Raw genomic sequence first — 25,545 nt, 5'->3', positions numbered from 1 at the left:
GTCTATATCAACAAATAGTGCATTTCACCGCCATGTTTATCAATACGCCATAAGCTGCCTCAAATCAAAACCTGTGTGTGCCCCATTGCCTAAAATGACCTCCCCGATTCGCATTTGCCGGCGGAACACCGCCGCCGGCAACCTTTAAAGACAGCGTGCGCCCGGCCGGGCGCACGGCTAAGCCAGGATAAATCTATGGAGCTGCTTTGTCCCGCCGGCAACCTGCCGGCCCTGAAGGCCGCGGTGGATAACGGCGCCGATGCCGTTTACATCGGTCTGAAAGACGATACCAACGCGCGCCACTTCGCCGGCCTTAACTTCACCGAGAAAAAGCTGCAGGAAGCGGTCGATTACGTGCATCGCCACGGCCGCAAACTGCATATCGCCATCAACACCTTCGCCCATCCCGACGGCTACGCCCGCTGGCAGCGCGCGGTGGATATGGCCGCCCAACTGGGCGCCGACGCGTTGATTCTGGCGGATCTGGCGATGCTGGAATACGCCGCCCAGCGCTACCCGCAGCTGGAACGCCACGTTTCGGTGCAGGCTTCCGCCACCAATGAGGAGGCGATCCGTTTCTACCAGCGCAACTTCGAGGTCGGCCGGGTGGTGCTGCCGCGGGTGCTGTCGATGCACCAGGTGAAACAGCTGGCGCGCACCAGCCCGGTGCCGCTGGAAGTGTTCGCCTTCGGCAGCCTGTGCATCATGGCCGAAGGGCGCTGCTACCTCTCCTCCTACCTGACCGGCGAGTCGCCGAACACCGTCGGCGCCTGTTCGCCGGCGCGTTTCGTGCGCTGGCAGCAAACCGCACAGGGCATGGAGTCGCGCCTGAACGACGTGCTGATCGACCGCTACCAGGACCATGAAAACGCCGGTTACCCGACGCTGTGCAAGGGCCGCTATCTGGTGGACGACGTGCGCTACCACGCGCTGGAAGAGCCCACCAGCCTCAATACGTTGGAGCTGCTGCCGGAGCTGCTGGCCGCCAACATTGCCTCGGTGAAGATCGAAGGCCGCCAGCGCAGCCCGGCTTACGTCAGCCAGGTGGCACGCGTCTGGCGCCAGGCGATCGACCGTTGCCAGGCCGATCCGGCCGCCTACCGCGCCGACGCCGCCTGGATGGAGACGCTGGGCGCGATGTCCGAGGGCACCCAGACCACGCTGGGCGCCTATCACCGCAAATGGCAGTAGCCGGAGGAAACATGAAATACGCACTGGGGCCGGTACTCTACTACTGGCCGAAAAACGACATCGCGGCGTTCTATCAGCAGGCGGCGGAGAGTAACGCCGACATCATTTACCTCGGCGAGAGCGTCTGCACCAAGCGGCGCGAGATGAAGGTCGGCGATTGGCTGGCGCTGGCGCGCGACATCGCCCGCAGCGGCAAGCAGGTGGTGATCTCCACGCTGGCGCTGCTGCAGGCGCCGTCCGAACTGAATGAGCTGAAACGCTATGTGGAGAACGGCGAGTTCCTGTTTGAAGCTAACGATCTGGGCGCAGTGAACATGGCGGCGGAACGCGGTCTGCCGTTCGTCGCCGGCCATGCGCTGAACTGCTACAACGCCTATACTCTGCGCCTGCTGCGCCGCCAGGGCATGATGCGCTGGTGCATGCCGGTCGAGCTGTCACGCGATTGGCTGGCCAATCTGCTGACGCAGTGCGACGAGCTGGGCTTCCGCCACGACTTCGAGGTGGAGGTGCTGAGCTACGGCCATCTGCCGCTGGCCTATTCGGCGCGCTGCTTCACCGCCCGCTCGGAAAACCGCGGCAAGGACGAGTGCGAAACCTGCTGCATCAAGTATCCGCAGGGTCGCATGATGCGCTCCCAGGAACAGCAGCAGGTGTTCGTACTCAACGGCATCCAGACCATGAGCGGTTACTGCTACAACCTCGGCAACGAGCTGCCAAGCATGCAGGGGCTGGTGGACATCGTGCGACTGTCGCCGCAGGGCGCCGAGACGCTGGCACAGATCGACGCCTTCCGCGCCAACGAGCGCGGCGAGCAGCCGCTGGCCTTGACCAACCACGTCGACTGCAACGGCTACTGGCGCCGCGTGGCGGGGTTGGAGTTGGTGGGGTGATCCTCGCTCCCCTCCTCACCGAGGGGAGTTTTCAATCAACTCGCCCGCCGTTTCCTGAACATCCCGCGCAGCGCCACGCTGTTGCGCAAGAAGCCGACGCCGAAGCCCAGTAGGGTGTAGACCACGCCGAGTATCAGCATCATCACCACGTCGCCCCACACTTCATTCAGCGACAGCCCCATCTGGTTGACGCCGGCGATCGCCTTGGTGCCCCAGGTGGAGGGAATGCTGTACGAGATGGCGCGCACCCAGGCCGGCATCGACTGCAGCGGCCAGATGGTGCCGGACAGGTAGAAGACCGGCGTCGTGATGAACGCCAGCGTCAGGTAGATCATCTCGACGCTGCGCAGGCACTCGGTCACCAGCTTGCCCAGCCCCAGTACCGCCAGCAGGAACGGGAAGGTCAGCAGCAGCAGTTCGGCGATGTTCGCCGTCTGCCGATAGCCCAATACCCACGGCCACAGCACGAACAGCACGATCGACAGGAACAGCCAGATCGGCAGCAGCGCCGTCAGCCCGCCGAGGTGCGCCGCCAGCGGCGCTTTGCCGCCGGGCATGCTCTTCATGGCGATATTGACGCGGATACAGGCGATCAGCAGCGAGTGCTGCAACAGCATCACCAACAGGCCGGGGAAGATGATCGCCGCGAAGCTGATGCCGGGGTTGAACACGTCCAGCGTTTGCCCCAGTATCGGCGTCAGCAGTATCTGCGCCTGCCGTTCGCTGAAACCGCTGCGCAGCAGCAGCCCGTTGTTGTACTCCGTCAGCAGCTGCTGGTAGGCCGCCACCACGTCCTGTTGGATCTGGCCGTTGGCCAGGCGGTTGGTGGCGTCGCCGTAGACCGGCACCACGATGTTCTGCCCGCTGAGGATCTTCTTCTCCAGATCCACCGGCATGATGATCACCGCAAACAGCTTGCGCCAGCTGAGATCTCGCTGTGCCTGTTCCAGGCTGTCGTAGGTTTCAATCGCTATCTTGGAGGTGGCGTCCAGTTGGCGGATCAGCTGGCGGCTGGCGGTGCTGTGGTCCTGATCGACCACCCCCACCGGCAGATCCCACACCGTGCGGTTGGCGTACACCAGGCTCATGATGCACAGCGACAGGATCAGCATCAGCCACACCGGCCGCTCCAGCATGCCGAGCAGCACCTTAACGAAGGTTTGCCAATAGAGCTTCATCCGGCGTTCCCCTCTTTTGCCAGCCGCGCCGGCAGGCGATTGCGCACCAGCAGCGCGGCCACCAGCGGATAGACCGCCAGCAGCGCGCACACGCTGAAGATGGCGCTGGCGTGCACCTGCCGCAGGAACACGTCGAACATCGCGTACAGCGCGTGGGTCAGCGGTTCGATGTTGGAAATGATGCGCGCCGGCAGCGGCATCGACAGCTCAGGCACCGCCATGCCGGAGAAGGTCATCGCGATACTGACCAAAATACCAATCAGGCTGTAGGCGGTGATGGTGCTGCCGGTAAAGGTGTACAGCAGCAGGCCGATGCTCTGCGCCGCCATCACGTAGAACAGGCCGATCATCAGCATAAACAGCGGATTGCCGCTGACGCGGGCGTCAAAGATACCCACCAGCGCCGCGATCTCCACCATCAGCAGGGTGGTGAAACACAGCGTGTACGGTGCCAGCTTGCCGAGCAGCGCCAGGCTGAACGGCTTGGCCTGCAGCAGCGACTTGCTGCGCGCCAGCACGTAGATCATGCAGGTCACCGCGAACAGCTGCAGCAGGTGGATGGTGGCGGCGAATTGCTGGTAATAGATATAGCTGCCGCTGGCGTTGAACAGGCTGCCGTAGGAGAGCGTCACGTCCGCCAACGGCGGCAGCGTTTTACCCATCTCGGTGGCGATGATGCTGCGGGTGCTGGCGTTGATTTCGTTCATCAGGCCGCCAAAGTCCTGGGTGGAGTACAGCCCGGCGCCGTAGAACAACGCATTGTAGTACATCACTACGCTAGGCTGTTTGCCCGACAGCGCGTTGGCCTCAAAGTCCGGCGGGATATACAGCAACGCGTAATCCTGCGCGCTGCGCAGGCGGCTCAGCGACTCCGGCAGCCCGCCGCCATATGCCTCGACGTGGGCATGCGAACCGGCGTCCAGCCGCCGCGTCAGCGATTTGGACAGCGGGCTGTGATCGCTGTCCACCACCGAGACCGGCAGATCGAGCAGCGTGCCTTCGGAGAAGTTGCTGCTGATCAGCGCAAACAGGATCAGTGGAAAGATCCAGCTCAGCCAGTGCACCACCGGGCTGCGAAAGGCGACGCGACACTCTTTGTCGAACGCGTGACTGAAGCAGCGCCAGCCGGCCCTTACTCTTTCCATTGCCATAAGGTGCTCATCCCCGGACGCAGGCCGTCCACCGGCTGTGACGGATACAGGCGCACTTCGAAGGTTTTCAGGTCGAAGTCGCCGGTGGCGCGGGTGGCGCGTTTGGTGGCGTAATCCCCCAGCGGCGCGATGTAGCGCACCTCGGTGTCGATCATTTTGTCCTTCAGCGCCGGCACCCGCAGCGTGACCTTGTCGCCTTTGCGCACGTGGGCCAGGATGTCTTCACGCAGGTTAAACACGAAGTAGGCGTCCGGCACCCGGATCAACGTCACCAGCGGGCTGCCGGCGTTCAGCAATTCGCCCACTTCGGCCGGGATCGGCCCCACTTCGCCGTCCACCGGCGCTTTCACCTGCAGATCGTCGCTCTGCGCCTGGATCTGCAGCAGATTCTCTTCCGCCGCCCGCAGCGCCGCCGCATATTGCTGCCGCTGCTCGACGCGGTCGCCGTTAATGCCTTCATCCAGATTGGCCTTGGCGGCCTGTACCTGCTGGAAGGCGGTGTCGCGCGACCGGCGCGAAGCGTCCAGCTCGGACTTCGAGATATAGCCCTTGCCGGCCACGCTCAGGTTGCGGTTGTAGTCATTTTGCGCATTGCGGTACTGCGCCTCGGCCTGCGCCAGGTTGGCGCGCAGGTTGCGGATGCTCTCTTCACGGGTGCCGTGCAGCGACAGCTCGAGCTGCGCCTTGGCCTCGTCGCGCGTCGCCTGCGCGGAACGCAGCTGCGCCATCAGTTCGGGGCTATCGAGCTGAATGATCAGCTGACCGCTTTTCACGTCGTCGCCGCGTTCGATCAGGCGTTCAACGACCCGGCCTTTCGCCTTGGATGCGACGATCACTTCGGGGGCATCCACTTCACCCTGCAGCAACAGATCCTGATTGTGCGCGCGGAACAGGATCGCCAATGCGATCGCCGCCAACATCAGCAACAGGGTAAACAGCGTCTTTTTTTTCATTATGTCAGCTCCCGGAACGGTAAGCGGCGGGCGGGGATCATCATTTCCATGTCTCAAATTGCTCCAAAAAACACCATTGCTCTCATGAGGATATCACAAGCACATATCTCCTCTTTTATAACTATAAATTGGATTATGCTTTTAACACTAAAAAGCATCTTTTTTCGGCTTTTTGGTATGCAGACTCCTGCAATCGCCCTTTAAGCGATCCACTCTCTGATGGACGATGTCATGACTGAACACACTGCGGTACCGCTGTCGGTACTGGATTTATCGCCAATCCCGCAAGGGGCCAAAGCGCGCGACGCTTTCCACTGTTCGCTGGACTTAGCGCAGCACGCCGAACGCTGGGGCTACCGGCGCTACTGGCTGGCCGAGCACCACAACATGACCGGCATCGGCAGCGCCGCCACCTCGGTGCTGCTGGGCTATCTGGCCGCCGGCACCCAGAGCATTCGCCTCGGCTCCGGCGGTGTGATGCTGCCGAACCATGCGCCGCTGGTGATTGCCGAGCAGTTCGGCACGCTGGAGTCGCTCTACCCAGGGCGCATCGATTTGGGGTTGGGCCGCGCGCCCGGCACCGATCAGCGCACCATGATGGCGCTGCGTCGCCACCTGTCCGGCGATGTGGATACCTTCCCGCGCGACGTGCAGGAACTGCAAAACTATTTCTGCGATGCGCAGCCCGGCCAGCCGGTGCAGGCGGTGCCGGGCCAGGGGCTGCATGTGCCGCTCTGGCTGCTCGGTTCCAGCCTCTATAGCGCGCAGCTGGCGGCGCAGCTCGGCCTGCCGTTCGCCTTCGCTTCGCACTTCGCCCCGGATATGCTGTTCCAGGCGCTGCAGCTGTACCGCGAGAACTTCAAACCGTCCAAACAGCTGGCGCAGCCGCACGCCATGGTGTGCGTCAACGTGATCGCCGCCGACAGCGACCGCGATGCGCGCTTCCTGTTCAGCTCGATGCAGCAGCAATTCATCAATCTGCGTCGCGGTTCGCCCGGCCCGCTGCCGCCGCCGGTGGATAACATTCACGCGTTGTGGACCGCCGGCGAGCAATACGGCGTCGAGCAGGCGCTGCGGATGTCGATCGTCGGCGATGAAAAAACGGTGCGCCACGGGCTGCAAACGCTGCTGCGTGAAACCGATGCCGACGAGATCATGGTCAACGGCCAGATTTTCGATCACCAGGCGCGGCTGCGTTCGTTCGAGATTGTTGCCGGCGTGAAGGGCGACATCGTGAAGAGATAAAAAGCGAAAAGGCGGTGGGGAACCCCACCGCCTCGGCGTTAACGCTGGATCAGGTAGCGGATGGTCGGCCCGTCCTGCTGGATATCCAGCACCTTATAGCCATGGTTGCGCGCATCGAGCGGGATGTTGTTGATCGACTGCGGGCAATCGCTGATCACTTCCAGGATCTCCCCCGGTTTCAGCTGCGGCATCGCCTCCAGCGTCGCCACTGCCGGGTACGGGCAAGGCTCACCCAGCATGTCCAGCCGGTAGTCCGGCACTATCGTCGTCGCTTTCATGGCATGCTCCTCAAATTCACCACCTGCGCCTCAGGCCGGGCGCGGAAAAAGCGTTTCTCCCACCACAGCATGGCGGCGAAGGCCAGCGCCAGCAGCAGATAGGTCACCAGCAGGCCACCGACCGGGCCGAAGGTGTCGAGCAGGTTGATTTTGTCGTAGTCGGTCGCCAGCGCCGGCGCCAGATCGTCCCAGTAATAGGCCAGCAGCGTAGCGCCGATGATGTTGCCCAGCCCCACCCACCAGTAGTGCACCTGCCCTTCCACCGCGCGGTACATCCAGCCGGTTTCGCAACCGCCGGCCAGCACGATGCCGAAGCCGAACAGCAAGCCGCCCAGCACCGCATTCGGGCCGGCCCACATGATCTTCGGCGCCACGCCGAGCTGCACGTAGCTGAAGATGCCGATGGCGCTCACCGCCATGCCGATGATGATGGCTTTCGCCATGTGAGTGCGGCCGGTGATCCACAGATCGCGGAACGCCGAGGTGAAGCAGATCTGCGCGCGTTCGATCAGCAAACCGAAGCCGATACCGAACAGCATGGCGATACCGAGCTTCGGCGCATCGAACAGCGTCCACAGCGACCAGGCCACCGCTAGGCCGAAGACCGCCATGCCCAGCCGGAAGCGGCAGCGCGCCTGTTCAGGCTTCTGCGTCAACGGCGCGGCGGACTTCACCTTTTGCAATTTGACCGGGATGCGGAACATCGGCAGCAGCGTGAATTTGGCGCCGAAGTAGGAGCCGGCGGCGGTCGCCAGCGCGAAGAACCAGGCATGCAGCGAGAACTGCGGGATGCCGGTGAAAAACGCTGCCAGGTTACAGCCCATCGCCAGGCGTGCGCCGAAGCCGGCGATGATGCCGCCCAGCAGCGCCTGCACGATGCGAATGCGGTGCTGCGGCTGACGCAGTTTGATGTTGTTGGCCCACAGCGCGGCGGCGATGCAGCCGGCGAACATGCCGATGATCATGCGCCCGTCGATGCGCTCCAGCGGCGTGCCCTGCAGGCCGATGACCTTGAAATAGCCCCACTGCTCGGGGTGCAGGCCGAACCACTGCAGCACATGGCCGCCCCAGCGAGTGAATTCGCCGGTCACCGCCCAGAAGGTGCCGGTCATGCCGAAGTAGTAGGTAGAAAGGATCCCGGCAGCGATCACCGCCGGCAGCGGCGCCCAAAAGCGCACCAGGTATTGAGATTTGAACTGCTGCCAACTCATGGCATCTCCCGTGCATATCATCCATAAGAAAAAACCTTATGAATGATACGCCATTCAGGGGCGTTTGACGGCAATTTTCAGGCATAAAAAAACCAGCCCGCAGGCTGGTTTTTCAGAGTGCTTCACCGCGAACGGTGAATCAGCGATTACGCGTCGCCGAAACGACGACGTGGTGCTGCCGGTGCGCTGTCATCACGGCGTGGCGCCGGCTTGCCGTCACGGTTGTAGTTACCGCCACGACGCTCGCCGCCGTTACCGCCTTCGCGACGTTCTCCGAAGGAACGACGTGGGCCGCCTTCGCGACGTTCACCGTTGAACGGACGGCCGTTACCGTTGCCACGACGCTCGCCACCGTTGCCACCGTCACGACGCTCGCGACGTTCGAACGGCTGTGCATCGCCCAACAGCTGCATGTTCATCGGCTTGTTCAGGATGCGAGTGCGAGTGAAGTGATTCAGGATCTCGCCCGGCATGCCTTTTGGCAGCTCGATGGTGGAGTGGGAAGCAAACAGCTTGATGTTACCGATGTAACGGCTGCTGATGTCGCCTTCGTTAGCGATAGCACCAACGATATGACGGACTTCAACGCCATCGTCACGGCCCACTTCGATACGGTACAGCTGCATTTCGCCAACGTCACGACGTTCACGACGCGGACGGTCGCCGTCACGGCTATCGCGGCTGTCGCGACGGTCGCCGCGGCGATCGTCACGGTCGTTGAACTCGCGGCGCTGGCGCGGTTTGAAGACCGGATCCGGCGGCAGGATCAGCGGACGTTCGCCCTGAGCCATTTTCAGCAGCGCTGCGGCCAGGGTTTCCATATCCAGCTCTTCTTCCGGCTGCAGTTTGGTCAGCAGTGCGCGGTACAGATCCAGATCGCTGCTTTCCAGCTGCTGCTGAACTTTCGCGGCGAACTTGGCCAGACGACGCTCGCCCAGCAGTTCTGCGTTTGGCAGCTCCACTTCAGGGATGGTCAGCTTCATGGTGCGTTCGATGTTGCGCAGCAGGCGGCGTTCGCGGTTTTCCACGAACAGCAGCGCACGGCCGGCGCGACCCGCACGGCCGGTACGGCCGATACGGTGAACGTAAGACTCGGAGTCCATCGGGATGTCATAGTTGACAACCAGGCTGATGCGCTCAACGTCCAGGCCACGGGCCGCAACGTCGGTCGCGATCAGGATATCCAGACGACCGTCTTTCAGGCGCTCCAGGGTCTGCTCACGCAGCGCCTGATTCATGTCGCCGTTCAGCGCGGCGCTGCTATAACCGCTGCGCTCCAGCGCTTCGGCCACTTCCAGGGTCGCGTTCTTGGTACGGACGAAGATGATCGCCGCGTCAAAGTCTTCGGCTTCCAGGAAACGCACCAGCGCTTCGTTTTTACGCATGCCGTAGACCGACCAGTAGCTCTGGCTGATGTCCGGACGGGTAGTCACGCTGGACTGGATGCGCACTTCCTGCGGCTCTTTCATGAAGCGGCGGGTAATGCGACGGATCGCTTCCGGCATGGTGGCGGAGAACAGCGCGGTCTGATGTTCTGCCGGGATCTCAGCCATGATGGTTTCTACGTCTTCGATAAAGCCCATGCGCAGCATTTCGTCGGCTTCATCCAGCACCAGACCGCTCAGGTTAGAGAGGTTCAGGGTGCCGCGCTTCAGGTGGTCCAGCAGACGACCTGGGGTACCCACAACGATTTGCGGGCCCTGGCGCAGAGCGCGCAGCTGTACGTCGTAACGCTGGCCGCCGTACAGGGCTACCACGTTGACGCCGTTCATGTGTTTGGAGAAATCGGTCATCGCTTCGGCAACCTGAACCGCCAGTTCGCGGGTCGGTGCCAGCACCAGGATCTGAGGTGCTTTCAGGTCTGCCTGCAGGTTGTGCAGCAGCGGCAGCGAGAACGCTGCGGTTTTACCACTACCGGTCTGTGCCATGCCCAGCACGTCGCGGCCGTTCAACAGGTGAGGAATACACTCAGCCTGGATCGGAGATGGTTTTTCATAGCCCAGATCGTTCAGGGCGGAAATGATTGGAGCAGACAGCCCCAGATCAGCAAAAGAGGTTTCAAACTCAGTCGTCATGTACACGTGCCTCATTAATAATGGCAGCCAGTCTACATAACTCGTCGAGAAAATTTTCAGTCATTTTCATTGAAAAGTGTGAACCGGCTCAAATTAGATTATAAAACGAACAAAAAAGCCCTCGCCCGTTAAGGCGATAACTTTGGTTAAAAACCAATGTTCATCAGGCTGATAGGTGTTCGTCAGCTATTGCTGGTCCGATTCCGATAGGTCGTCTTGCTCTTGGCCCAAAAGCGCCAATTCCAACAATGCATAGCGGTGCTCAACGAAGTTGTGAACGTTGTTAGACACCGTCAGTTTGAACAGCGCCGAAGCGGTGTCCTTGTCCCCCAGACTCAGGTAGTGTTTACCCAAATAGAAGTCAGTTTCACTGAGATGCTCAGCGAGCGAAGTGTTATCCGTTGCATCTGCCTTGAGGCGTTCCATCAGCGTTTTTTCGCTGATCTTGCCCAGGTAGAATTCGACAATATTCCATCCCCATTGCCCTCTGTCCGATTTGTCATAGCGCTGCTGAAGCGCTACTTCGGCCTTCTTGGGATCGATTTCTCGCTCCACCAGATACAGCCATAACGAACGGAAGGGATCGTTTGGGTCGTCTTGATAAAACGCCTGCAGATCATCCTGCGCCAACGGGAAGCGGCCGCCATAATACAGTGCGATGCCCCGGTTTAAACGCGCGTAATTGTAAGTTGGATCAAGCTCTAGTACAGAATCAAACGCTTCATAGGCAGCATCAAAATTGCCTGCCTGCGTTAAGTAAATGCCCAGGTAGTTGAAAACTTCCGGCATGTCGGGACGTATCGCCAGCGCCTGCGAGAAATCATTGCGCGCTAATGCACGTAACCCGAGGCTATCATACAGCACACCGCGCTCATATAAAAGCTGTGCGCGTTCGTCATCCGTCAGTGCCCGGCTGGCAAGAATTTGTTCCATGCGCGCCAGGATCACTTCCTGCTGCAACGTAGGCTGCAACGGGATTGCCAAAACTTCGTCTTTACGCCAATCATGGTTGCTGCATCCTGCCAGCATGAGTGCTGTCGCAACGTAACACCAGCGCAAGAAAGGCTTCATTTCCCACTCCCGAAGACAAACATTGGATGAACGTCCTGTCCTCCGTTTGCTAAAACGCGGGTATCCTACCCGCGCGATACGAACAGCTCCCAACCCCATGGCGGGGAGCTGTAAAACTATCTATACAGTTATTCTGCTTCAGGCGCAGGTGAACCTGCTTCCGGCGCCATCGCTTCTTTGATGCTCAGACGCACGCGGCCCTGACGGTCAACTTCCAGTACCTTAACCGGCACTTCCTGACCCATCTGCAGATAGTCGGTCACTTTCTCAACGCGCTTGTCGGCGATCTGAGAAATGTGCACCAGACCTTCTTTACCACCGCCGATAGCGACGAATGCGCCGAAATCAACGATACGGGTCACTTTACCCTGGTAGATACGGCCCACTTCGATCTCTGCCGTGATCTCTTCGATACGACGGATAGCGAATTTCGCCTTCTCACCGTCGGTCGCAGCGATTTTAACTGTACCATCATCTTCAATTTCGATGGTAGTGCCAGTCTCTTCGGTCAGTGCGCGAATAACGGAACCGCCCTTACCGATCACGTCTTTGATTTTATCCGGGTTGATGCGGATAGTATGAATACGCGGTGCGAATTCGGAGATATCGCCGCGTGGAGAGCTGATAGCCTGTTCCATCACGCCCAGGATGTGCAGACGCGCGCCCTTGGCCTGGTTCAGAGCCACCTGCATGATCTCGCGGGTGATGCCTTCGATTTTGATGTCCATCTGCAGCGCGGTGATACCGTCGCGGCTACCGGCCACTTTGAAGTCCATGTCGCCCAGGTGATCTTCGTCACCCAGAATGTCGGACAGAACCACAAAGTTATCGGCTTCTTTCACCAGGCCCATCGCGATACCCGCAACGGCAGCCTTGATTGGCACACCGGCGTCCATCAGCGCCAGAGATGCGCCGCACACGGAAGCCATGGAAGAAGAACCGTTGGATTCGGTGATTTCAGACACGACGCGAACCGTGTACGGGAAATCTTCCGGTTTAGGCATCATAGCCAATACGCCGCGTTTCGCCAGGCGACCGTGACCGATTTCACGACGCTTAGGAGAACCGACCATGCCGGTTTCGCCTACGGAGTACGGAGGGAAGTTGTAGTGGAACAGGAAGCTGTCGGTCTTCTCGCCCATCAGCTCGTCCAGGTTCTGTGCGTCGCGCGCGGTACCCAGGGTCGCGGTAACCAGCGCCTGAGTTTCGCCACGGGTGAACAGCGCGGAACCGTGGGTGCGCGGCAGTACGCCGGTGCGCACGTCCAGGCCACGGATCATGTCTTTTTCACGGCCGTCGATACGCGGCTCGCCACGCAGTACGCGGCTACGCACCACGTTCTTCTCGACGTTGCCCAGGATGTCCTGGATTTCGCCGGCGTCCAGCGTTTCGTCCTGCGCCAGCAGGGTTTCAACCACGCTGTCTTTGATCGCGTCAACCTGAGCGTAACGCTCTTGTTTTTCGGTGATGTGGTAAGCGTCGCCCAGGCGAGCTTCGGCCAGTTCAGCCACGCGCGCGTGCAGCGCTTCGTTGACCGCAGGGGCCTGCCAATCCCACTTCGGCTTGCCGGCTTCGGCAACCAGGGAGTTGATGTTTTCGATAACCACTTGCTGCTGGTCGTGGCCGAACACCACGGCGCCCAGCATCTGATCTTCGCTCAGCACTTCCGCTTCGGATTCAACCATCAGCACCGCGCCTGCAGTACCGGCAACCACCAAATCCAGACGGCTTTCTTTCAGCTCGTCAGTTGTCGGGTTCAGCACATACTGATCGTTGATGTAACCTACGCGCGCTGCGCCGATTGGGCCGTTGAACGGAATACCGGACAGGCTCAGGGCGGCAGAGGCGCCGATCATCGCGACGATGTCCGGGTTCACCTGCGGGTTAACGGAAACCACGGTCGCGATCACCTGAACTTCGTTCAGGAAGCTGTCCGGGAACAGTGGACGGATCGGACGGTCGATCAGACGGGAAGTCAGGGTCTCGCCTTCGCTCGGACGGCCTTCGCGACGGAAGAAGCTGCCCGGGATGCGGCCGGCGGCGTAAGTACGCTCTTGGTAGTTAACGGTCAGCGGGAAGAAGCTCTGGCCCGGCTTGGCTTTTTTCTGGCCAACGACGGTAACGAATACGGCGGTGTCATCCATGCTCACCATAACGGCGGCGGTGGCCTGACGAGCCATCATACCGGTTTCGATGGTGACGGTATGCTGGCCATACTGGAATTTGCGAATGATCGGTGTCAGCAAAATTATATCCTTGATTAGCGGCGCGCAATCGCATTGACGACTCGACACGCCTGTGACTCGATTTGCCTTCTCACTACATCCTCGCGACTAATGACAATCCTTATCTCAGGCAGGAGATAAAGCCTCTCATTAGCCGCGCGAACCTCTGTAACGGAAGAACCTGTTTGGAAACATCAGTAATACATTAACCTGATTTGCTTATGCTTCCTAGAAGAAAGGGGCCAAAATAGGCCCCTTTCCACTGAAACTTGCTAGATTAGCGACGCAGACCCAGACGCTCGATCAGGCTGGTGTAACGTGCTACATCTTTACGCTTCAGGTAGTCCAGCAGCTTACGACGCTGAGAAACCATACGCAGCAGACCACGACGGCTGTGGTGATCTTTTTTGTGCTCGGAGAAGTGGCCTTGCAGATGGTTGATCTGCGCAGTCAGCAGGGCAACCTGAACTTCGGTAGAACCGCTGTCGTTAGTACCACGACCGAAATCAGCTACGATTTGAGCTTTAGCTTCAACACTTAGAGACATTGTAATACTCCAGATTATAGATAATAAAAACAGGCGCCGATCTCTAATTCAGCAACCCAATGCATAAGCTGCGCCATTCTACTCTTAGCGCAGTGCGATCGCAAGGTGACGCAGTGCCCCGCCGTCAGTCGAAATGCTCGACCACCAGGCGGCGCGGCGCCACGCGACCATCCTCGGCGATGTCGCCAACGCCGATGAATTTTCGCTCTTCACCCTCGGTGATACGCACCAGGCCGGAAGCCGGCGCGCCGGCGACTTGCACCGGTTGCCCCTGCTTGACGTAACCCGCAACCACCGGCAGCAAATTCACTTCCGGATAGTTCTCAACCGGGCTATCCATCGGCATCAGCAGCGGATCGAGTAGCTCGCCGGGCGCGATTTCTTGTTCCTGCGCCTGCGCCAGCAAAGCGTTCAGCTGTTCCAGCGTCACCATGCGCGCAATCGGATAAGTCGCCACCTGCAGGCGGCGCAGATAGATCACGTGCGCGCCGCAGCCCAGCAGCTCGCCGAGATCGTCGGTGATGGTGCGGATGTAGGTGCCTTTCGAGCAGTGGATCTCCAGCTCCAGCTCATCCCCTTCCCAGCGGATAAACTGCAGCTCGTACACCGTGATGCTGCGCGCTTCGCGCGGCACTTCAATCCCCTGGCGCGCATACTCGTAGAGTTTCTTGCCCTGGTATTTCAACGCCGAATACATCGACGGCACCTGCTGGATGTCGCCACGGAAGGTGTCCAGCGCCGCGTCGAGCTGCGCCTGGGTGAAATTCACCGGGCGCTCCTGCACGATCTGGCCGTCGGCGTCGGAGGTATCGGTACGCTGCCCCAGCTTGGCGATCACCCGATAGCGCTTGTCGGAATCGAGCAGGTATTGCGAAAACTTGGTCGCTTCGCCCAGGCAAATAGGCAGCATGCCGGTCGCCAACGGATCGAGCGCGCCGGTATGGCCCGCTCGGTTGGCGTTGTACAGACGTTTTACTTTTTGCAGCGCATCGTTGGACGACAACCCCTGCGGCTTGTCCAGCAACAGCACGCCGTGGATGTCACGGCCGCGGCGACGAGGGCGACTCATTAATCCTCCTTGTCATCGCCTGAGGCGGAACGGCGCTCGGCGTCGTTCTTCACCACGTTGGTCACCAGGTTGGACATGCGCATGCCTTCCACCAGGGAGTTGTCGTAAGCGAAGGTCAGCTCCGGCACCACGCGCAGGCGCATCGCTTTGCCCAGCAGGGTACGGATATAGCCGGAAGCGTCCTGCAACGCTTTGATGCCGTTGGTGACCAGATCCGGATCGTGGTTCTCGGTCAGCACGTTCAGGAAGGTGACGTAAACCTTGGCATACGCCAGATCGCGGGACACTTCCACGCCGGAAACGGTCGCCATGCCGACGCGCGGATCTTTAACTTCACGCTGCAGAATGATCGCAATCTCTTTCTGCATCTCTTGCGCCACGCGTTGACCGCGGCTGAATTCTTTTGCCATTTTGGATTCTCCAGACAAATCGGGGGGCACAAAGGCCCCCCGTAAACAGATATAAGCAGATGTGCAATCGTTAAGCGATGGTGCGTTGGATCTCAATGATTTCGAACACTTCGATCATGTCGCCGACGCGCACGTCGTTATAGTTCTTAACGCCGATACCACATTCCATGCCGTTACGGACTTCGTTAACGTCATCTTTGAAGCGGCGCAGGGATTCCAGCTCGCCTTCATAGATAACCACGTTGTCGCGCAGTACGCGGATTGGGTTGTGACGCTTGATGGTCCCTTCGGTAACCATACAGCCGGCGATAGCGCCGAACTTAGGCGATTTGAACACGTCGCGCACTTCGGCCAGGCCGATGATCTGCTGCTTGTATTCCGGCGCCAGCATACCGCTCATCGCCTGCTTCACTTCGTCGATCAGGTTATAGATCACGGAGTAGTAACGCAGATCCAGGCTTTCCGCTTCGATCACGCGGCGCGCAGAAGCGTCGGCACGCACGTTGAAGCCCAGGATGATGGCGTTGGAAGCCGCAGCCAGCGTCGCGTCGGTTTCGGTGATCCCACCTACGCCGGAGCCGACAATCTTCACCTTCACTTCGTCGGTAGAGAGTTTCAGCAGCGAGTCGCTGATCGCTTCGCAAGAACCCTGCACATCGGACTTCAGTACGATGTTCAGCTCGGACACTTCACCGTCGGTCATGTTGGCGAACATGTTTTCCAGCTTGGACTTCTGCTGACGCGCCAGTTTGACTTCGCGGAACTTGCCCTGACGATACAGCGCCACTTCACGCGCTTTCTTCTCGTCGCGCACCACGGTCGCTTCGTCACCCGCTGCAGGCACGCTGGACAGACCCAGGATTTCCACAGGGATAGACGGACCGGCAGAGGTCACTTCACGGCCCAGCTCGTCACGCATCGCACGCACACGGCCGTATTCGAAGCCGCACAGGACGATGTCGCCCTTGTTCAGCGTACCTTCCTGAACCAGTACGGTAGCCACCGGGCCACGGCCTTTATCCAGGAAGGACTCGATCACTACGCCGCTCGCCATGCCGCTGCGTACCGCTTTCAGTTCCAGAACTTCGGCCTGCAGCAGGATAGCCTGCAGCAGCTCGTCGATACCGGTACCGGCTTTCGCGGACACGTGAACGAACTGCGCTTCGCCGCCCCACTCTTCCGGCATAACGCCGTACTGAGACAGTTCCTGCTTAACGCGGTCCGGATCGGCTTCCGGCTTGTCGATTTTGTTCACCGCAACCACCAACGGCACCTGCGCCGCTTTCGCGTGCTGGATAGCTTCGATGGTCTGTGGCATCACGCCGTCGTCGGCCGCCACCACCAGAACCACGATGTCAGTCGCCTGAGCACCACGAGCACGCATCGAGGTAAACGCGGCGTGGCCCGGGGTGTCCAGGAAGGTGATCATGCCGTTCTCGGTTTCTACATGGTAGGCACCGATGTGCTGGGTAATGCCGCCGGCTTCGCCCGCCGCCACTTTGGTGGAGCGGATGTAGTCCAGCAGAGAGGTTTTACCGTGGTCAACGTGGCCCATGATGGTCACGACCGGCGCGCGCGGCTCAGCCGCAGCGCCCGTATCACGGTCGCTCATCAGCGCTTCTTCCAGCTCGTTTTCACGACGCAGAATAACTTTGTGGCCCATCTCTTCGGCAACCAGCTGTGCGGTTTCCTGGTCGATAACCTGGTTGATGGTGGCCATCGCGCCCAGCTTCATCATCACTTTGATGACCTGAGAACCTTTTACCGCCATCTTGTTGGCCAGCTCGGCCACGGTGATGGTTTCACCGATCACCACGTCACGGTTAACCACCTGCGCCGGCTTGTTGAAGCCCTGCTGCAGAGCGCTAGGCTTGCGTTTGCCTTTACCGCCACGGGTAACGGCACGCGCTTCTTCGCGATCCGCTTTGGATTCGGACAGCTTGTTGCCTTTCTTCTGCTTGGTCGCTTTGCCGCCGCGGGTGCGGCTACGACGATCGCCTTCAACTTTGGCGTCGTTTTCGTCTTCTGCGGCACGCGCATGCTGAGAGGTGGTCACGTGATAGTCGGCACTTTCAACCGCAGCGCTTGCCGCGTCGGCCTGGGCCCACTTCTCGCCGTTCTCTTCGGCCATGCGACGGGCTTCTTCCGCCACGCGCTTGGCTTCCTCTTCAACCTTGCGGCGCACTTCCTCTTCCGCTTTACGTTTCAGTTCAGCGGCTTCGGCTTCACGGCGTGCTTTTTCCGCCTGAGCTGGCTTGGTCATTTCGTCGGTATGTTGATTGGTCACTTTTTCTTTTTCCGCTGAATTACGCTTAGCAATCTCCGCGGCCTCACGTTTGGCTTGCTCTTCGGCTGCGCGCTTCGCTTCCGCTTCGCGTTTTGCGAGCTCTTCCGCTTCGCGCCGTGCCTGCTCTTCCGCTTCACGCTGTGCCTGCTCTGCCGCTTCAGCCAACTGGGCTTCCTGCGTATCGCGATTTACATAAGTGCGTTTCTTGCGGACCTCAATTTGCACCGATTTACTTTTACCGCCGGTGCTCGGGATATTCAAGGTGCTGCGCGTTTTGCGCTGCAAAGTGAGTTTACCTGGCGCGCTGCCGTGTTCACGGTTCAGGTGCGCCAGCAATGTTTCTTTTTCTTGCTGGGTAACAGAGTCCGACTCGGACTTGTTGATCCCTGCATCAGCAAACTGCTGTACCAGGCGATCAACCGGAGTCTGAATCTCTGCTGCCAGCGATTTTACGGTTACATCTGTCGTCATGCTGTTCCTTCCTGCTACAGTTATTACGCGTTGTCGCCAAACCAACAGATATTGCGTGCAGCCATGATCAGCTCACCGGCTTGCTCATCGCTAAGCCCTTCAATATCAGCCAGATCGTCAACACCCTGCTCGGCAAGATCTTCCAGCGTACAAACCCCACGCGCGGCCAGTTTAAAGGCCATGCTGCGCTCAAGACCCGGCAGGTTGAGCAAATCGTCGGCCGGTTTGTTGTCGCCCAGGCTTTCTTCTTGTGCCAGGGCCAGCGTGGTCAATGCAGCTTTGGCGCGTTCGCGCAATGCTTCAACCGTATCTTCATCCAGACCGTCGATTTCCAACAGCTCTTTGATCGGCACGTAGGCCAGCTCTTCCAGCGTGGAGAAGCCTTCTTCAACCAGTACGGTGGCGAAATCTTCGTCGATATCAAGATACTTGGTGAAGGTATCAATAGCGGCATGAGCCTCGGCCTGGTGCTTGGCCTGCAGGTCGTCCGCCGTCATCACGTTCAGTTCCCAACGATCGTCGCCGCGGTGTTGTTTCAGCAGCTGGGAAGCCAAACGCACGTTTTGGCCGTTACGGCCGATCGCCTGTGCCAGGTTGCTGGCTTCAACGGCGATATCCATGGTGCAGTTATCTTCGTCTACCACGATCGACGCGACGTCGGCCGGCGCCATGGCGTTGATGACGAATTGCGCGGGGTTATCATCCCACAGGATGATGTCGATGCGTTCGCCGCCGAGCTCGCTCGACACGGCCTGAACGCGCGCACCGCGCATACCTACGCAGGCGCCGACCGGGTCGATGCGCTTGTCGTTGGTTTTCACTGCAATTTTCGCGCGAGAGCCTGGATCGCGGGCTGCCGCTTTAATTTCGATCACTTCTTCGCCGATTTCCGGCACTTCGATGCGGAACAGTTCTTTCAGCATTTCCGAGCTGGAACGGCTGACGAACAGCTGCGCGCCGCGAGCTTCAGGACGCACGGCGTACAGTACGCCGCGAATGCGATCGCCCGGACGGAAGTTTTCGCGCGGCAGCATGTCTTCACGGCCAATCACCGCTTCGGCGTTGTTGCCCAGATCCAGCGCGATGCTGTCACGGTTCACTTTCTTCACCACGCCGGTGACGATCTCACCTTCGTGTTCACGGAAAGCGTCGACCACCATCGCACGCTCGGCTTCACGTACTTTCTGCACGATAACCTGCTTGGCGGTTTGGGTGGTGATACGGTCAAAGGTCACAGATTCGATCTGATCTTCGACGTAGCCGCCGAGCTCGATGCTCGGATCTTCAAACTGAGCGGCTTCCAGCGTGATTTCACGCGTCGGCTGAGTCACTTCGTCTACGGCGACCCAACGGCGGAAGGTGTCGAAATCGCCGGTTCTACGGTCAATGCTGACGCGCACGTCGATTTCCTGCTCGTATTTTTTCTTGGTTGCGGTGGCTAATGCAGTTTCCAGCGCTTCGAAAATCTTCTCGCGCGGAAGGGATTTTTCATTGGAAACTGCTTCAACAACAGCCAGAATCTCTTTGTTCATCCTAGTTGCCTCTTCCAAACTTTAAAAGTGGGGTACCAGGTTCGCTTTCTGGATGTTGCTCAGCGCGAACACTTCATCTTTCCCTTCCACAGTAACCGTGATCATCTCGCCTTCGACAGACTTGATAATACCCTGCCACTTGCGACGGTTCTGTACCGCCATGCGCAGGACCAGGCTGACTTCTTCACCGAGGTAACGCGTATAGTGTTCTGCGGTGAACATCGGGCGATCAAGGCCAGGAGAGGAGACTTCCAAGTTGTAAGCGACCGTGATTGGATCTTCGACGTCCAATACAGCGCTGACCTGGTGGCTGACATCAGCGCAATCATCAACATTGATGCCGTTATCACTATCAATATAGATGCGGAGCGTCGATTGGCGCGCACGAATGAATTCGATGCCTACAAGCTCAAAGCCCAACGCTTCTACGGGTGCCGAAAGCATCTCTGTTAACTGTTGCTCTAATGTGGACAAGCCCACCCCCAAGACATAAAAAAAGGGCTAAATAGCCCAGTGATTCTGTTGCCAAATAACAAAAAACCCCGAAAAATCGGGGCTTTATGCAACTGGACCCTGTTTGCCGCTAGGCGGCCTCGGTACAACTTTCGAGCAAGTGTCATTTTCAAATGTTGATCGAGAAAAGCGGGTTTCAATCGAAAAGTGTATTTGAAAATAAACACTTAAAGGAAAGTGGTTGCGGGGGCCGGATTTGAACCGACGACCTTCGGGTTATGAGCCCGACGAGCTACCAGGCTGCTCCACCCCGCGTCCGAAAACGTGGCAAATACTACGCCGATAATCGCAAAATTGCAAGTTATCTCTGGGATTTGGTACCGAGGATGGGACTCGAACCCACAAGCCCGTTAGGGCACTACCACCTCAAGGTAGCGTGTCTACCAATTCCACCACCTCGGTACTGATTCTTACTGCTAACGGCCGTTGTTCCTTCGAGTTCACAACCACCGTTTACAAACTTTTTGCGGCTTACTGCGGGATGTCGCTGCTCGGCTTAGCTGGTGCTGCCGGCGCGGTCGTCTGCTCAGTTTTCACTGGCTGACCCAGGTTTTCCCACTCACTGCCTTTCTTGCTTTGGTTGCTGCTGAGGTTGCCCAGAATCAGGCTGATGACGAAGAACAGCGTCGCCAGCACAGCAGTCATGCGGGTCATAAAGTTACCGGAACCACTCGAACCGAACAATGTGCCTGATGCACCTGCTCCGAAAGAGGCTCCCATATCAGCGCCTTTACCTTGCTGTAGCATAATCAGAGCAACCAGCCCGATTGAGATCAGCAGGAAAATTACTAGAAGAGCTTCGTACATAGTAGTACCCGTATCCTTGCGGCCTCACCGCATGCCAAATGCTTCACACTCATCAAGCAGGCGTTTTTACAAACTGCCTACTGAAGCGGGTGTGAATACTAACCAAAGCCGCCAACCCGCGCAAGGGCAATTTGCTGCCGCCGGCGCGTTTGCGGAAAAAAACGCCAACAATCATCTATTCGGGCTCAGCGATGCCAAGCCCGATGGCTAACTGTCTGTTTTAACCTGCGGATTTCACCGCATCGGCGATGCGATGCGCCAGCGCGGTCACCTGCTGCTCGTCCTCGCCTTCCACCATCACGCGGATCAGCGGCTCGGTGCCCGATTTACGCAGCAGCACCCGGCCACGGCCGGCCAACTCGGTTTCCACCTGCTCGGTGACCTTACGCACCGCTTCAGACTCCAGCGGATTATGCTCGCCGGCGAAGCGGACGTTGACCAGGATCTGCGGCAGCAGCTTCATGCCGCTGCACAGGTCATGCAGGCTCATGTGGTTGCGCACCATGGCAGTCAGCACCTGCAGCCCGGCCACGATGCCGTCGCCGGTGGTGGTTTTGTCCAGCAGGATCACATGGCCGGAGTTTTCCGCACCGATGCGCCAGCCCAGTTCCTGCAGTTTCTCCAGCACGTAACGGTCGCCCACTTTGGCGCGAGCGAACGGAATACCCAGCTGTTTCAGCGCCAACTCCAGCCCCATATTACTCATCAGGGTACCGACCGCGCCGCCGCGCAGCTGCCCCTGACGCAGGCCTTCGCGGGCGATGATGTACAGGATCTGATCGCCATCCACCTTGTTGCCGAGGTGATCCACCATCATCACGCGGTCGCCGTCGCCGTCAAACGCCAGGCCAACGTGCGCTTTTTCCTGCAGCACGCGCTCCTGCAGCTGACGCACGTCGGTAGCACCGCATTTTTCGTTGATATTCATACCGTCCGGCTCAACACCGATGGCGATCACCGTGGCGCCCAGTTCGCGCAGCACGCTCGGCGCAATGTGGTAAGTCGCCCCGTTGGCGCAGTCGACCACGATTTTCAGCCCCTTCAGGCTCAGCTCGCTCGGGAAGGTACCTTTGCAGAATTCGATGTAACGGCCGGCGGCGTCGATGATACGGCTGGCTTTACCCAGCTCGGCGGACTCCACGCAGGTCAGCGGTTTTTCCATCTCGGCTTCAATTGCCTCTTCGACGTTGTCCGGCAGTTTGGCGCCGTCGATTGAGAAGAACTTGATACCGTTGTCATAGAACGGGTTATGCGAAGCGGAAATGACAATGCCAGCTTCGGCGCGGAAGGTACGCGTCAGGTAGGCCACCGCCGGCGTGGGCATCGGCCCGGTGAAGGAGGCGGACAATCCAGCGGCCGCCAGACCGGCTTCCAGAGCGGACTCCAGCATATAGCCGGAGATGCGCGTATCCTTACCGATGATGATCTTGCGGGAACCGTGACGCGCCAGCACTTTACCGGCCGCCCAGCCCAGCTTCAGCACGAAGTCCGGCGTGATGGGGCTGTCCCCGACCTTGCCACGGATGCCGTCGGTGCCAAAATATTTGCGCTCGCTCATGTTTCTACTGTCCCTTAGCTGAAAGTGTTGCCTCGACGACACGCATCGCCTCGACGGTTTCTTTAACGTCATGCACTCTGACAATCTGCGCACCCTGCATCGCCGCGATTACCGCGCAGGCCACGCTGCCGATAACCCGTTGATCCGGCGGCACGTTCAGCAGTTGCCCAATCATCGATTTACGCGACATGCCGACCAATAGCGGCAAACCGAAACGATGAAACTCCGACAACCGTGCCAGAAGCTGATAGTTGTGCGCCAAATTTTTACCGAAACCGAAGCCTGGGTCGAGCAGCAATTTCTGATTTGTTATCCCCGCCTCGTTACAGCGCTGAATATGATGCTCGAAAAACGCCTGAACATCGGTAATCAGGTCATCGTAATGCGGCGCCTGCTGCATGGTGCGCGGCTGCCCTTGCATATGCATCAGACAGACCGGCAGACCGCTTTCCGCCGCCGCCGCCAGGGCACCCGGCTCCTGCAGCGAACGAATGTCGTTAATCAGATGTGCGCCTGCATGCGCCGATTCGCGGATCACGCCCGCTTTCGAGGTATCGACCGAGATGAAGACTTCGAAGCGCTGCGCCAGCGCTTCCACCACCGGCACGACCCGTTCCAATTCTTCCTCTTCACTCACCTCAGCTGCCCCCGGCCTTGTCGATTCGCCGCCGATATCGATCATCGTGGCACCGGCCGAAATCAGCGCATGCGCGTGGAGCAGCGCCTGGTTCAGGGTGTTGTGACGGCCGCCGTCGGAAAACGAATCCGGCGTCACATTGAGGATACCCATCACCTGCGGATAGGAGAGGTTGAGCGTCATGTCGCGCACGGTTAACTGCATGGTTGGTCCACCTTACTGTTGCCTGGTTCACTGCCCGCCGGGCAAAAAAAAACCCCGGCGTACCGGGGTTTGATGTTATTACACAGCCGCTGTTACTTGTCGAGCTGTTCGGACATGGTGTTGCCCGGCGTTGGGGTGCGCGGCTCATCTACCGGCGTCGGGGCTTTCGGAGTGCCACCGTTGTCGGAGCTGTTGCCTTTGTTCGCATCGTCCCAGCCCGCCGGCGGACGCACGTCTTTGCGGTTCATCAGATCGTCGATCTGCGGCGCATCGATAGTTTCATACTTCATCAGCGCATCCTTCATCGAATGCAGGATGTCCATATTTTCCATCAACAGCGAACGAGCACGCGTGTAGTTACGTTCGATCAGCGACTTCACTTCCTGGTCGATGATACGCGCGGTTTCATCCGACATGTGCTTCGCCTTGGCCACGGAACGGCCCAGGAACACTTCACCCTCTTCTTCCGCATACAGCAGCGGCCCCAGCTTCTCGGAGAAGCCCCATTGGGTCACCATGTTGCGGGCAATGGAGGTCGCCACTTTAATGTCGTTCGACGCACCGGTAGAGACTTTTTCCGGCCCGTAGATGATCTCTTCCGCCAGACGACCGCCGTACAGGGTGGAGATTTGGCTCTCCAGCTTCTGACGGCTGGCGCTGATCGCATCCCCTTCCGGCAGGAAGAAGGTCACACCGAGCGCCCGACCACGAGGAATGATGGTGACCTTGTGTACCGGATCGTGTTCAGGAACCAGGCGGCCAATGATGGCGTGGCCCGCTTCGTGATACGCGGTCGACTCTTTCTGCGCTTCGGTCATCACCATGGAGCGACGTTCCGCACCCATCATGATCTTGTCTTTGGCTTTTTCGAACTCCACCATCGACACCACGCGCTTGTTGCCGCGGGCGGCGAACAGCGCCGCTTCGTTGACCAGGTTGGCCAGGTCGGCACCGGAGAAGCCCGGCGTACCACGCGCAATGACGGAGGCGTCGATGTCGGCAGCCAACGGCACGCGGCGCATGTGCACCTTCAGGATCTGCTCACGGCCACGCACATCCGGCAGCCCGACCACGACCTGACGGTCGAAACGGCCCGGGCGCAGCAGCGCAGGGTCAAGCACGTCTGGACGGTTGGTCGCCGCGATGACGATGATGCCCTCGTTGCCTTCGAAACCGTCCATCTCAACCAGCATCTGGTTCAGGGTCTGCTCACGCTCATCGTGACCGCCACCCAGGCCGGCGCCACGCTGGCGACCGACGGCGTCGATTTCATCGATGAAGATGATGCACGGCGCGGCTTTCTTCGCTTGTTCGAACATGTCGCGCACGCGGGATGCACCCACGCCGACGAACATTTCGACGAAGTCGGAACCGGAAATGGTGAAGAACGGTACCTTCGCTTCGCCGGCGATCGCTTTCGCCAACAACGTTTTACCGGTCCCCGGCGGGCCAACCATCAGCACGCCTTTCGGGATCTTGCCGCCCAGCTTCTGGAAACGGCTCGGTTCGCGCAGGTATTCCACCAGTTCGCTCACCTCTTCTTTCGCTTCGTCACAACCGGCGACATCGGCGAAAGTGGTCTTGATCTGGTCTTCCGTCAGCATGCGGGCCTTGCTCTTGCCGAAGGACATCGCGCCCTTGCCGCCGCCGCCCTGCATTTGCCGCATAAAGAAGATCCAGACCCCGATCAGCAACAGCATCGGGAACCAAGAGATAAAGATAGAAGCCAGCAGGCTCGGCTCTTCAGGCGGCTCGCCGACAACTTTCACATTCTTCGTTAACAACGTATCCAGCAACTTAGGATCGTTGACAGGGATGTAGGTCGTGTATTTGTTACTGTCTTTCTTGGTAACGTTAATTTCACGTCCGTTGATTCGCGCTTCGCGAACCTGGTCCTGGGTCAGTTCGGACATGAAGGTAGAGTAATCCACCCTACGGCCATTCGACTCGCTGGGCCCAAAGCTCTGGAATACAGACATCAACACTACCGCGATGACTAACCAGAGAATTAGGTTTTTCGCCATGTCACTCAAGGGATTAAC

General features: G+C 59.2%; 22 protein-coding genes and 2 tRNA genes. 3 read left to right on the top strand and 21 right to left on the bottom strand.

The annotated features are described in order from the left end of the window. Positions 1-195: 195 nt before the first annotated feature. Positions 196-1,191, top strand: a complete 996-nt coding sequence (locus GUC32_RS02165) for a peptidase U32 family protein (RefSeq protein ID WP_033641666.1) — start codon at positions 196-198, stop codon at positions 1,189-1,191. Positions 1,192-1,202: 11 nt separating this feature from the next. After that, on the top strand, positions 1,203-2,081 hold the full coding sequence (locus GUC32_RS02160; RefSeq protein ID WP_099817053.1) for a U32 family peptidase: 879 nt from the start codon (positions 1,203-1,205) through the stop codon (positions 2,079-2,081). Between the two features lie 35 nt (positions 2,082-2,116). On the opposite strand, the gene GUC32_RS02155 is transcribed toward GUC32_RS02160, so the two are convergent. The 3 genes from GUC32_RS02155 to GUC32_RS02145 are packed head-to-tail and all read right to left on the bottom strand — an operon-like array spanning position 2,117 to position 5,363. Next, entirely contained in the window at positions 2,117-3,259 is a 1,143-nt protein-coding gene (locus tag GUC32_RS02155; RefSeq protein WP_043139253.1) for an ABC transporter permease, read from the bottom strand. Continuing rightward, on the bottom strand, positions 3,256-4,410 hold the full coding sequence (locus GUC32_RS02150; protein ID WP_044029869.1) for an ABC transporter permease: 1,155 nt from the start codon (positions 4,408-4,410) through the stop codon (positions 3,256-3,258). Before GUC32_RS02150 ends, GUC32_RS02155 begins: the two co-directional genes overlap by 4 nt. Continuing rightward, positions 4,392-5,363: an HlyD family secretion protein gene (locus GUC32_RS02145; protein WP_025305060.1), complete on the bottom strand. Its 972-nt coding sequence runs from the start codon at positions 5,361-5,363 to the stop codon at positions 4,392-4,394. Before GUC32_RS02145 ends, GUC32_RS02150 begins: the two co-directional genes overlap by 19 nt. A gap of 231 nt (positions 5,364-5,594) precedes the next feature. On the opposite strand from GUC32_RS02145, the gene GUC32_RS02140 reads away from it, so the two are divergent. Continuing rightward, on the top strand, positions 5,595-6,608 hold the full coding sequence (locus tag GUC32_RS02140; protein WP_369435522.1) for a luciferase-like monooxygenase: 1,014 nt from the start codon (positions 5,595-5,597) through the stop codon (positions 6,606-6,608). A gap of 38 nt (positions 6,609-6,646) precedes the next feature. On the opposite strand, the gene yedF is transcribed toward GUC32_RS02140, so the two are convergent. The 18 genes from yedF to ftsH all read right to left on the bottom strand — a co-directional run bounded on the left by yedF (position 6,647) and on the right by ftsH (position 25,527). Beyond that, complete coding sequence (gene yedF, locus GUC32_RS02135; protein WP_033641662.1) at positions 6,647-6,886, bottom strand: sulfurtransferase-like selenium metabolism protein YedF; 240 nt, start codon at positions 6,884-6,886, stop codon at positions 6,647-6,649. Continuing rightward, a complete protein-coding gene (gene yedE, locus GUC32_RS02130; protein WP_025305058.1) occupies positions 6,883-8,097 on the bottom strand; it encodes a selenium metabolism membrane protein YedE/FdhT in 1,215 nt (404 codons plus the stop codon). The genes yedF and yedE overlap by 4 nt, the downstream gene beginning before the upstream one ends. 146 nt (positions 8,098-8,243) lie before the next feature. Further along, positions 8,244-10,172: a DEAD/DEAH family ATP-dependent RNA helicase gene (locus tag GUC32_RS02125; RefSeq protein ID WP_049203330.1), complete on the bottom strand. Its 1,929-nt coding sequence runs from the start codon at positions 10,170-10,172 to the stop codon at positions 8,244-8,246. Continuing rightward, on the bottom strand, positions 10,162-10,236 hold the full coding sequence (gene yrbN / locus GUC32_RS02120) for a protein YrbN (protein WP_223182019.1): 75 nt from the start codon (positions 10,234-10,236) through the stop codon (positions 10,162-10,164). The genes GUC32_RS02125 and yrbN overlap by 11 nt, the downstream gene beginning before the upstream one ends. Before the next feature lie 122 nt (positions 10,237-10,358). After that, positions 10,359-11,243, bottom strand: a complete 885-nt coding sequence (nlpI, locus tag GUC32_RS02115; protein ID WP_025305056.1) for a lipoprotein NlpI — start codon at positions 11,241-11,243, stop codon at positions 10,359-10,361. Between the two features lie 128 nt (positions 11,244-11,371). Further along, a complete protein-coding gene (pnp, locus tag GUC32_RS02110) occupies positions 11,372-13,489 on the bottom strand; it encodes a polyribonucleotide nucleotidyltransferase (RefSeq protein WP_025305055.1) in 2,118 nt (705 codons plus the stop codon). Positions 13,490-13,745: 256 nt separating this feature from the next. Next, positions 13,746-14,015 carry a 30S ribosomal protein S15 gene (gene rpsO, locus GUC32_RS02105; protein WP_004933502.1) on the bottom strand — a complete coding sequence of 90 codons (270 nt, stop codon included), beginning with the start codon at positions 14,013-14,015 and terminating at the stop codon, positions 13,746-13,748. A gap of 124 nt (positions 14,016-14,139) precedes the next feature. Continuing rightward, positions 14,140-15,084 carry a tRNA pseudouridine(55) synthase TruB gene (gene truB, locus GUC32_RS02100; RefSeq protein WP_025305054.1) on the bottom strand — a complete coding sequence of 315 codons (945 nt, stop codon included), beginning with the start codon at positions 15,082-15,084 and terminating at the stop codon, positions 14,140-14,142. Continuing rightward, positions 15,084-15,494, bottom strand: coding sequence for a 30S ribosome-binding factor RbfA (gene rbfA / locus GUC32_RS02095; RefSeq protein ID WP_004933508.1), 411 nt, complete (start codon positions 15,492-15,494; stop codon positions 15,084-15,086). The genes truB and rbfA overlap by 1 nt, the downstream gene beginning before the upstream one ends. A 70-nt stretch (positions 15,495-15,564) precedes the next feature. Further along, positions 15,565-18,252 carry a translation initiation factor IF-2 gene (gene infB, locus GUC32_RS02090; RefSeq protein WP_004933511.1) on the bottom strand — a complete coding sequence of 896 codons (2,688 nt, stop codon included), beginning with the start codon at positions 18,250-18,252 and terminating at the stop codon, positions 15,565-15,567. A gap of 23 nt (positions 18,253-18,275) precedes the next feature. After that, positions 18,276-19,784 carry a transcription termination factor NusA gene (nusA, locus tag GUC32_RS02085; protein WP_019453340.1) on the bottom strand — a complete coding sequence of 503 codons (1,509 nt, stop codon included), beginning with the start codon at positions 19,782-19,784 and terminating at the stop codon, positions 18,276-18,278. Positions 19,785-19,805: 21 nt separating this feature from the next. Next, entirely contained in the window at positions 19,806-20,258 is a 453-nt protein-coding gene (gene rimP, locus GUC32_RS02080; protein WP_004933515.1) for a ribosome maturation factor RimP, read from the bottom strand. A gap of 217 nt (positions 20,259-20,475) precedes the next feature. Further along, positions 20,476-20,552: transfer RNA gene (locus GUC32_RS02075), tRNA-Met, on the bottom strand. 60 nt (positions 20,553-20,612) lie between these two features. Beyond that, positions 20,613-20,699 (bottom strand) — tRNA-Leu (locus GUC32_RS02070). A gap of 69 nt (positions 20,700-20,768) precedes the next feature. Further along, a complete protein-coding gene (secG, locus tag GUC32_RS02065) occupies positions 20,769-21,104 on the bottom strand; it encodes a preprotein translocase subunit SecG (protein ID WP_004933519.1) in 336 nt (111 codons plus the stop codon). 220 nt (positions 21,105-21,324) lie between these two features. Beyond that, positions 21,325-22,662: a phosphoglucosamine mutase gene (gene glmM / locus GUC32_RS02060; RefSeq protein ID WP_025305053.1), complete on the bottom strand. Its 1,338-nt coding sequence runs from the start codon at positions 22,660-22,662 to the stop codon at positions 21,325-21,327. Between the two features lie 4 nt (positions 22,663-22,666). Next, a complete protein-coding gene (gene folP / locus GUC32_RS02055) occupies positions 22,667-23,503 on the bottom strand; it encodes a dihydropteroate synthase (protein WP_025305052.1) in 837 nt (278 codons plus the stop codon). Between the two features lie 92 nt (positions 23,504-23,595). Continuing rightward, complete coding sequence (ftsH, locus tag GUC32_RS02050; protein ID WP_004933529.1) at positions 23,596-25,527, bottom strand: ATP-dependent zinc metalloprotease FtsH; 1,932 nt, start codon at positions 25,525-25,527, stop codon at positions 23,596-23,598. Between the last annotated feature and the right edge of the window lie 18 nt (positions 25,528-25,545).

The sequence above is a fragment of the Serratia sp. NGAS9 genome (assembly GCF_009905295.1).
In the GTDB taxonomy this organism is placed as follows: Bacteria; Pseudomonadota; Gammaproteobacteria; order Enterobacterales; family Enterobacteriaceae; genus Serratia; species Serratia bockelmannii.
This window is presented reverse-complemented; position numbering and strand designations above follow the sequence as displayed.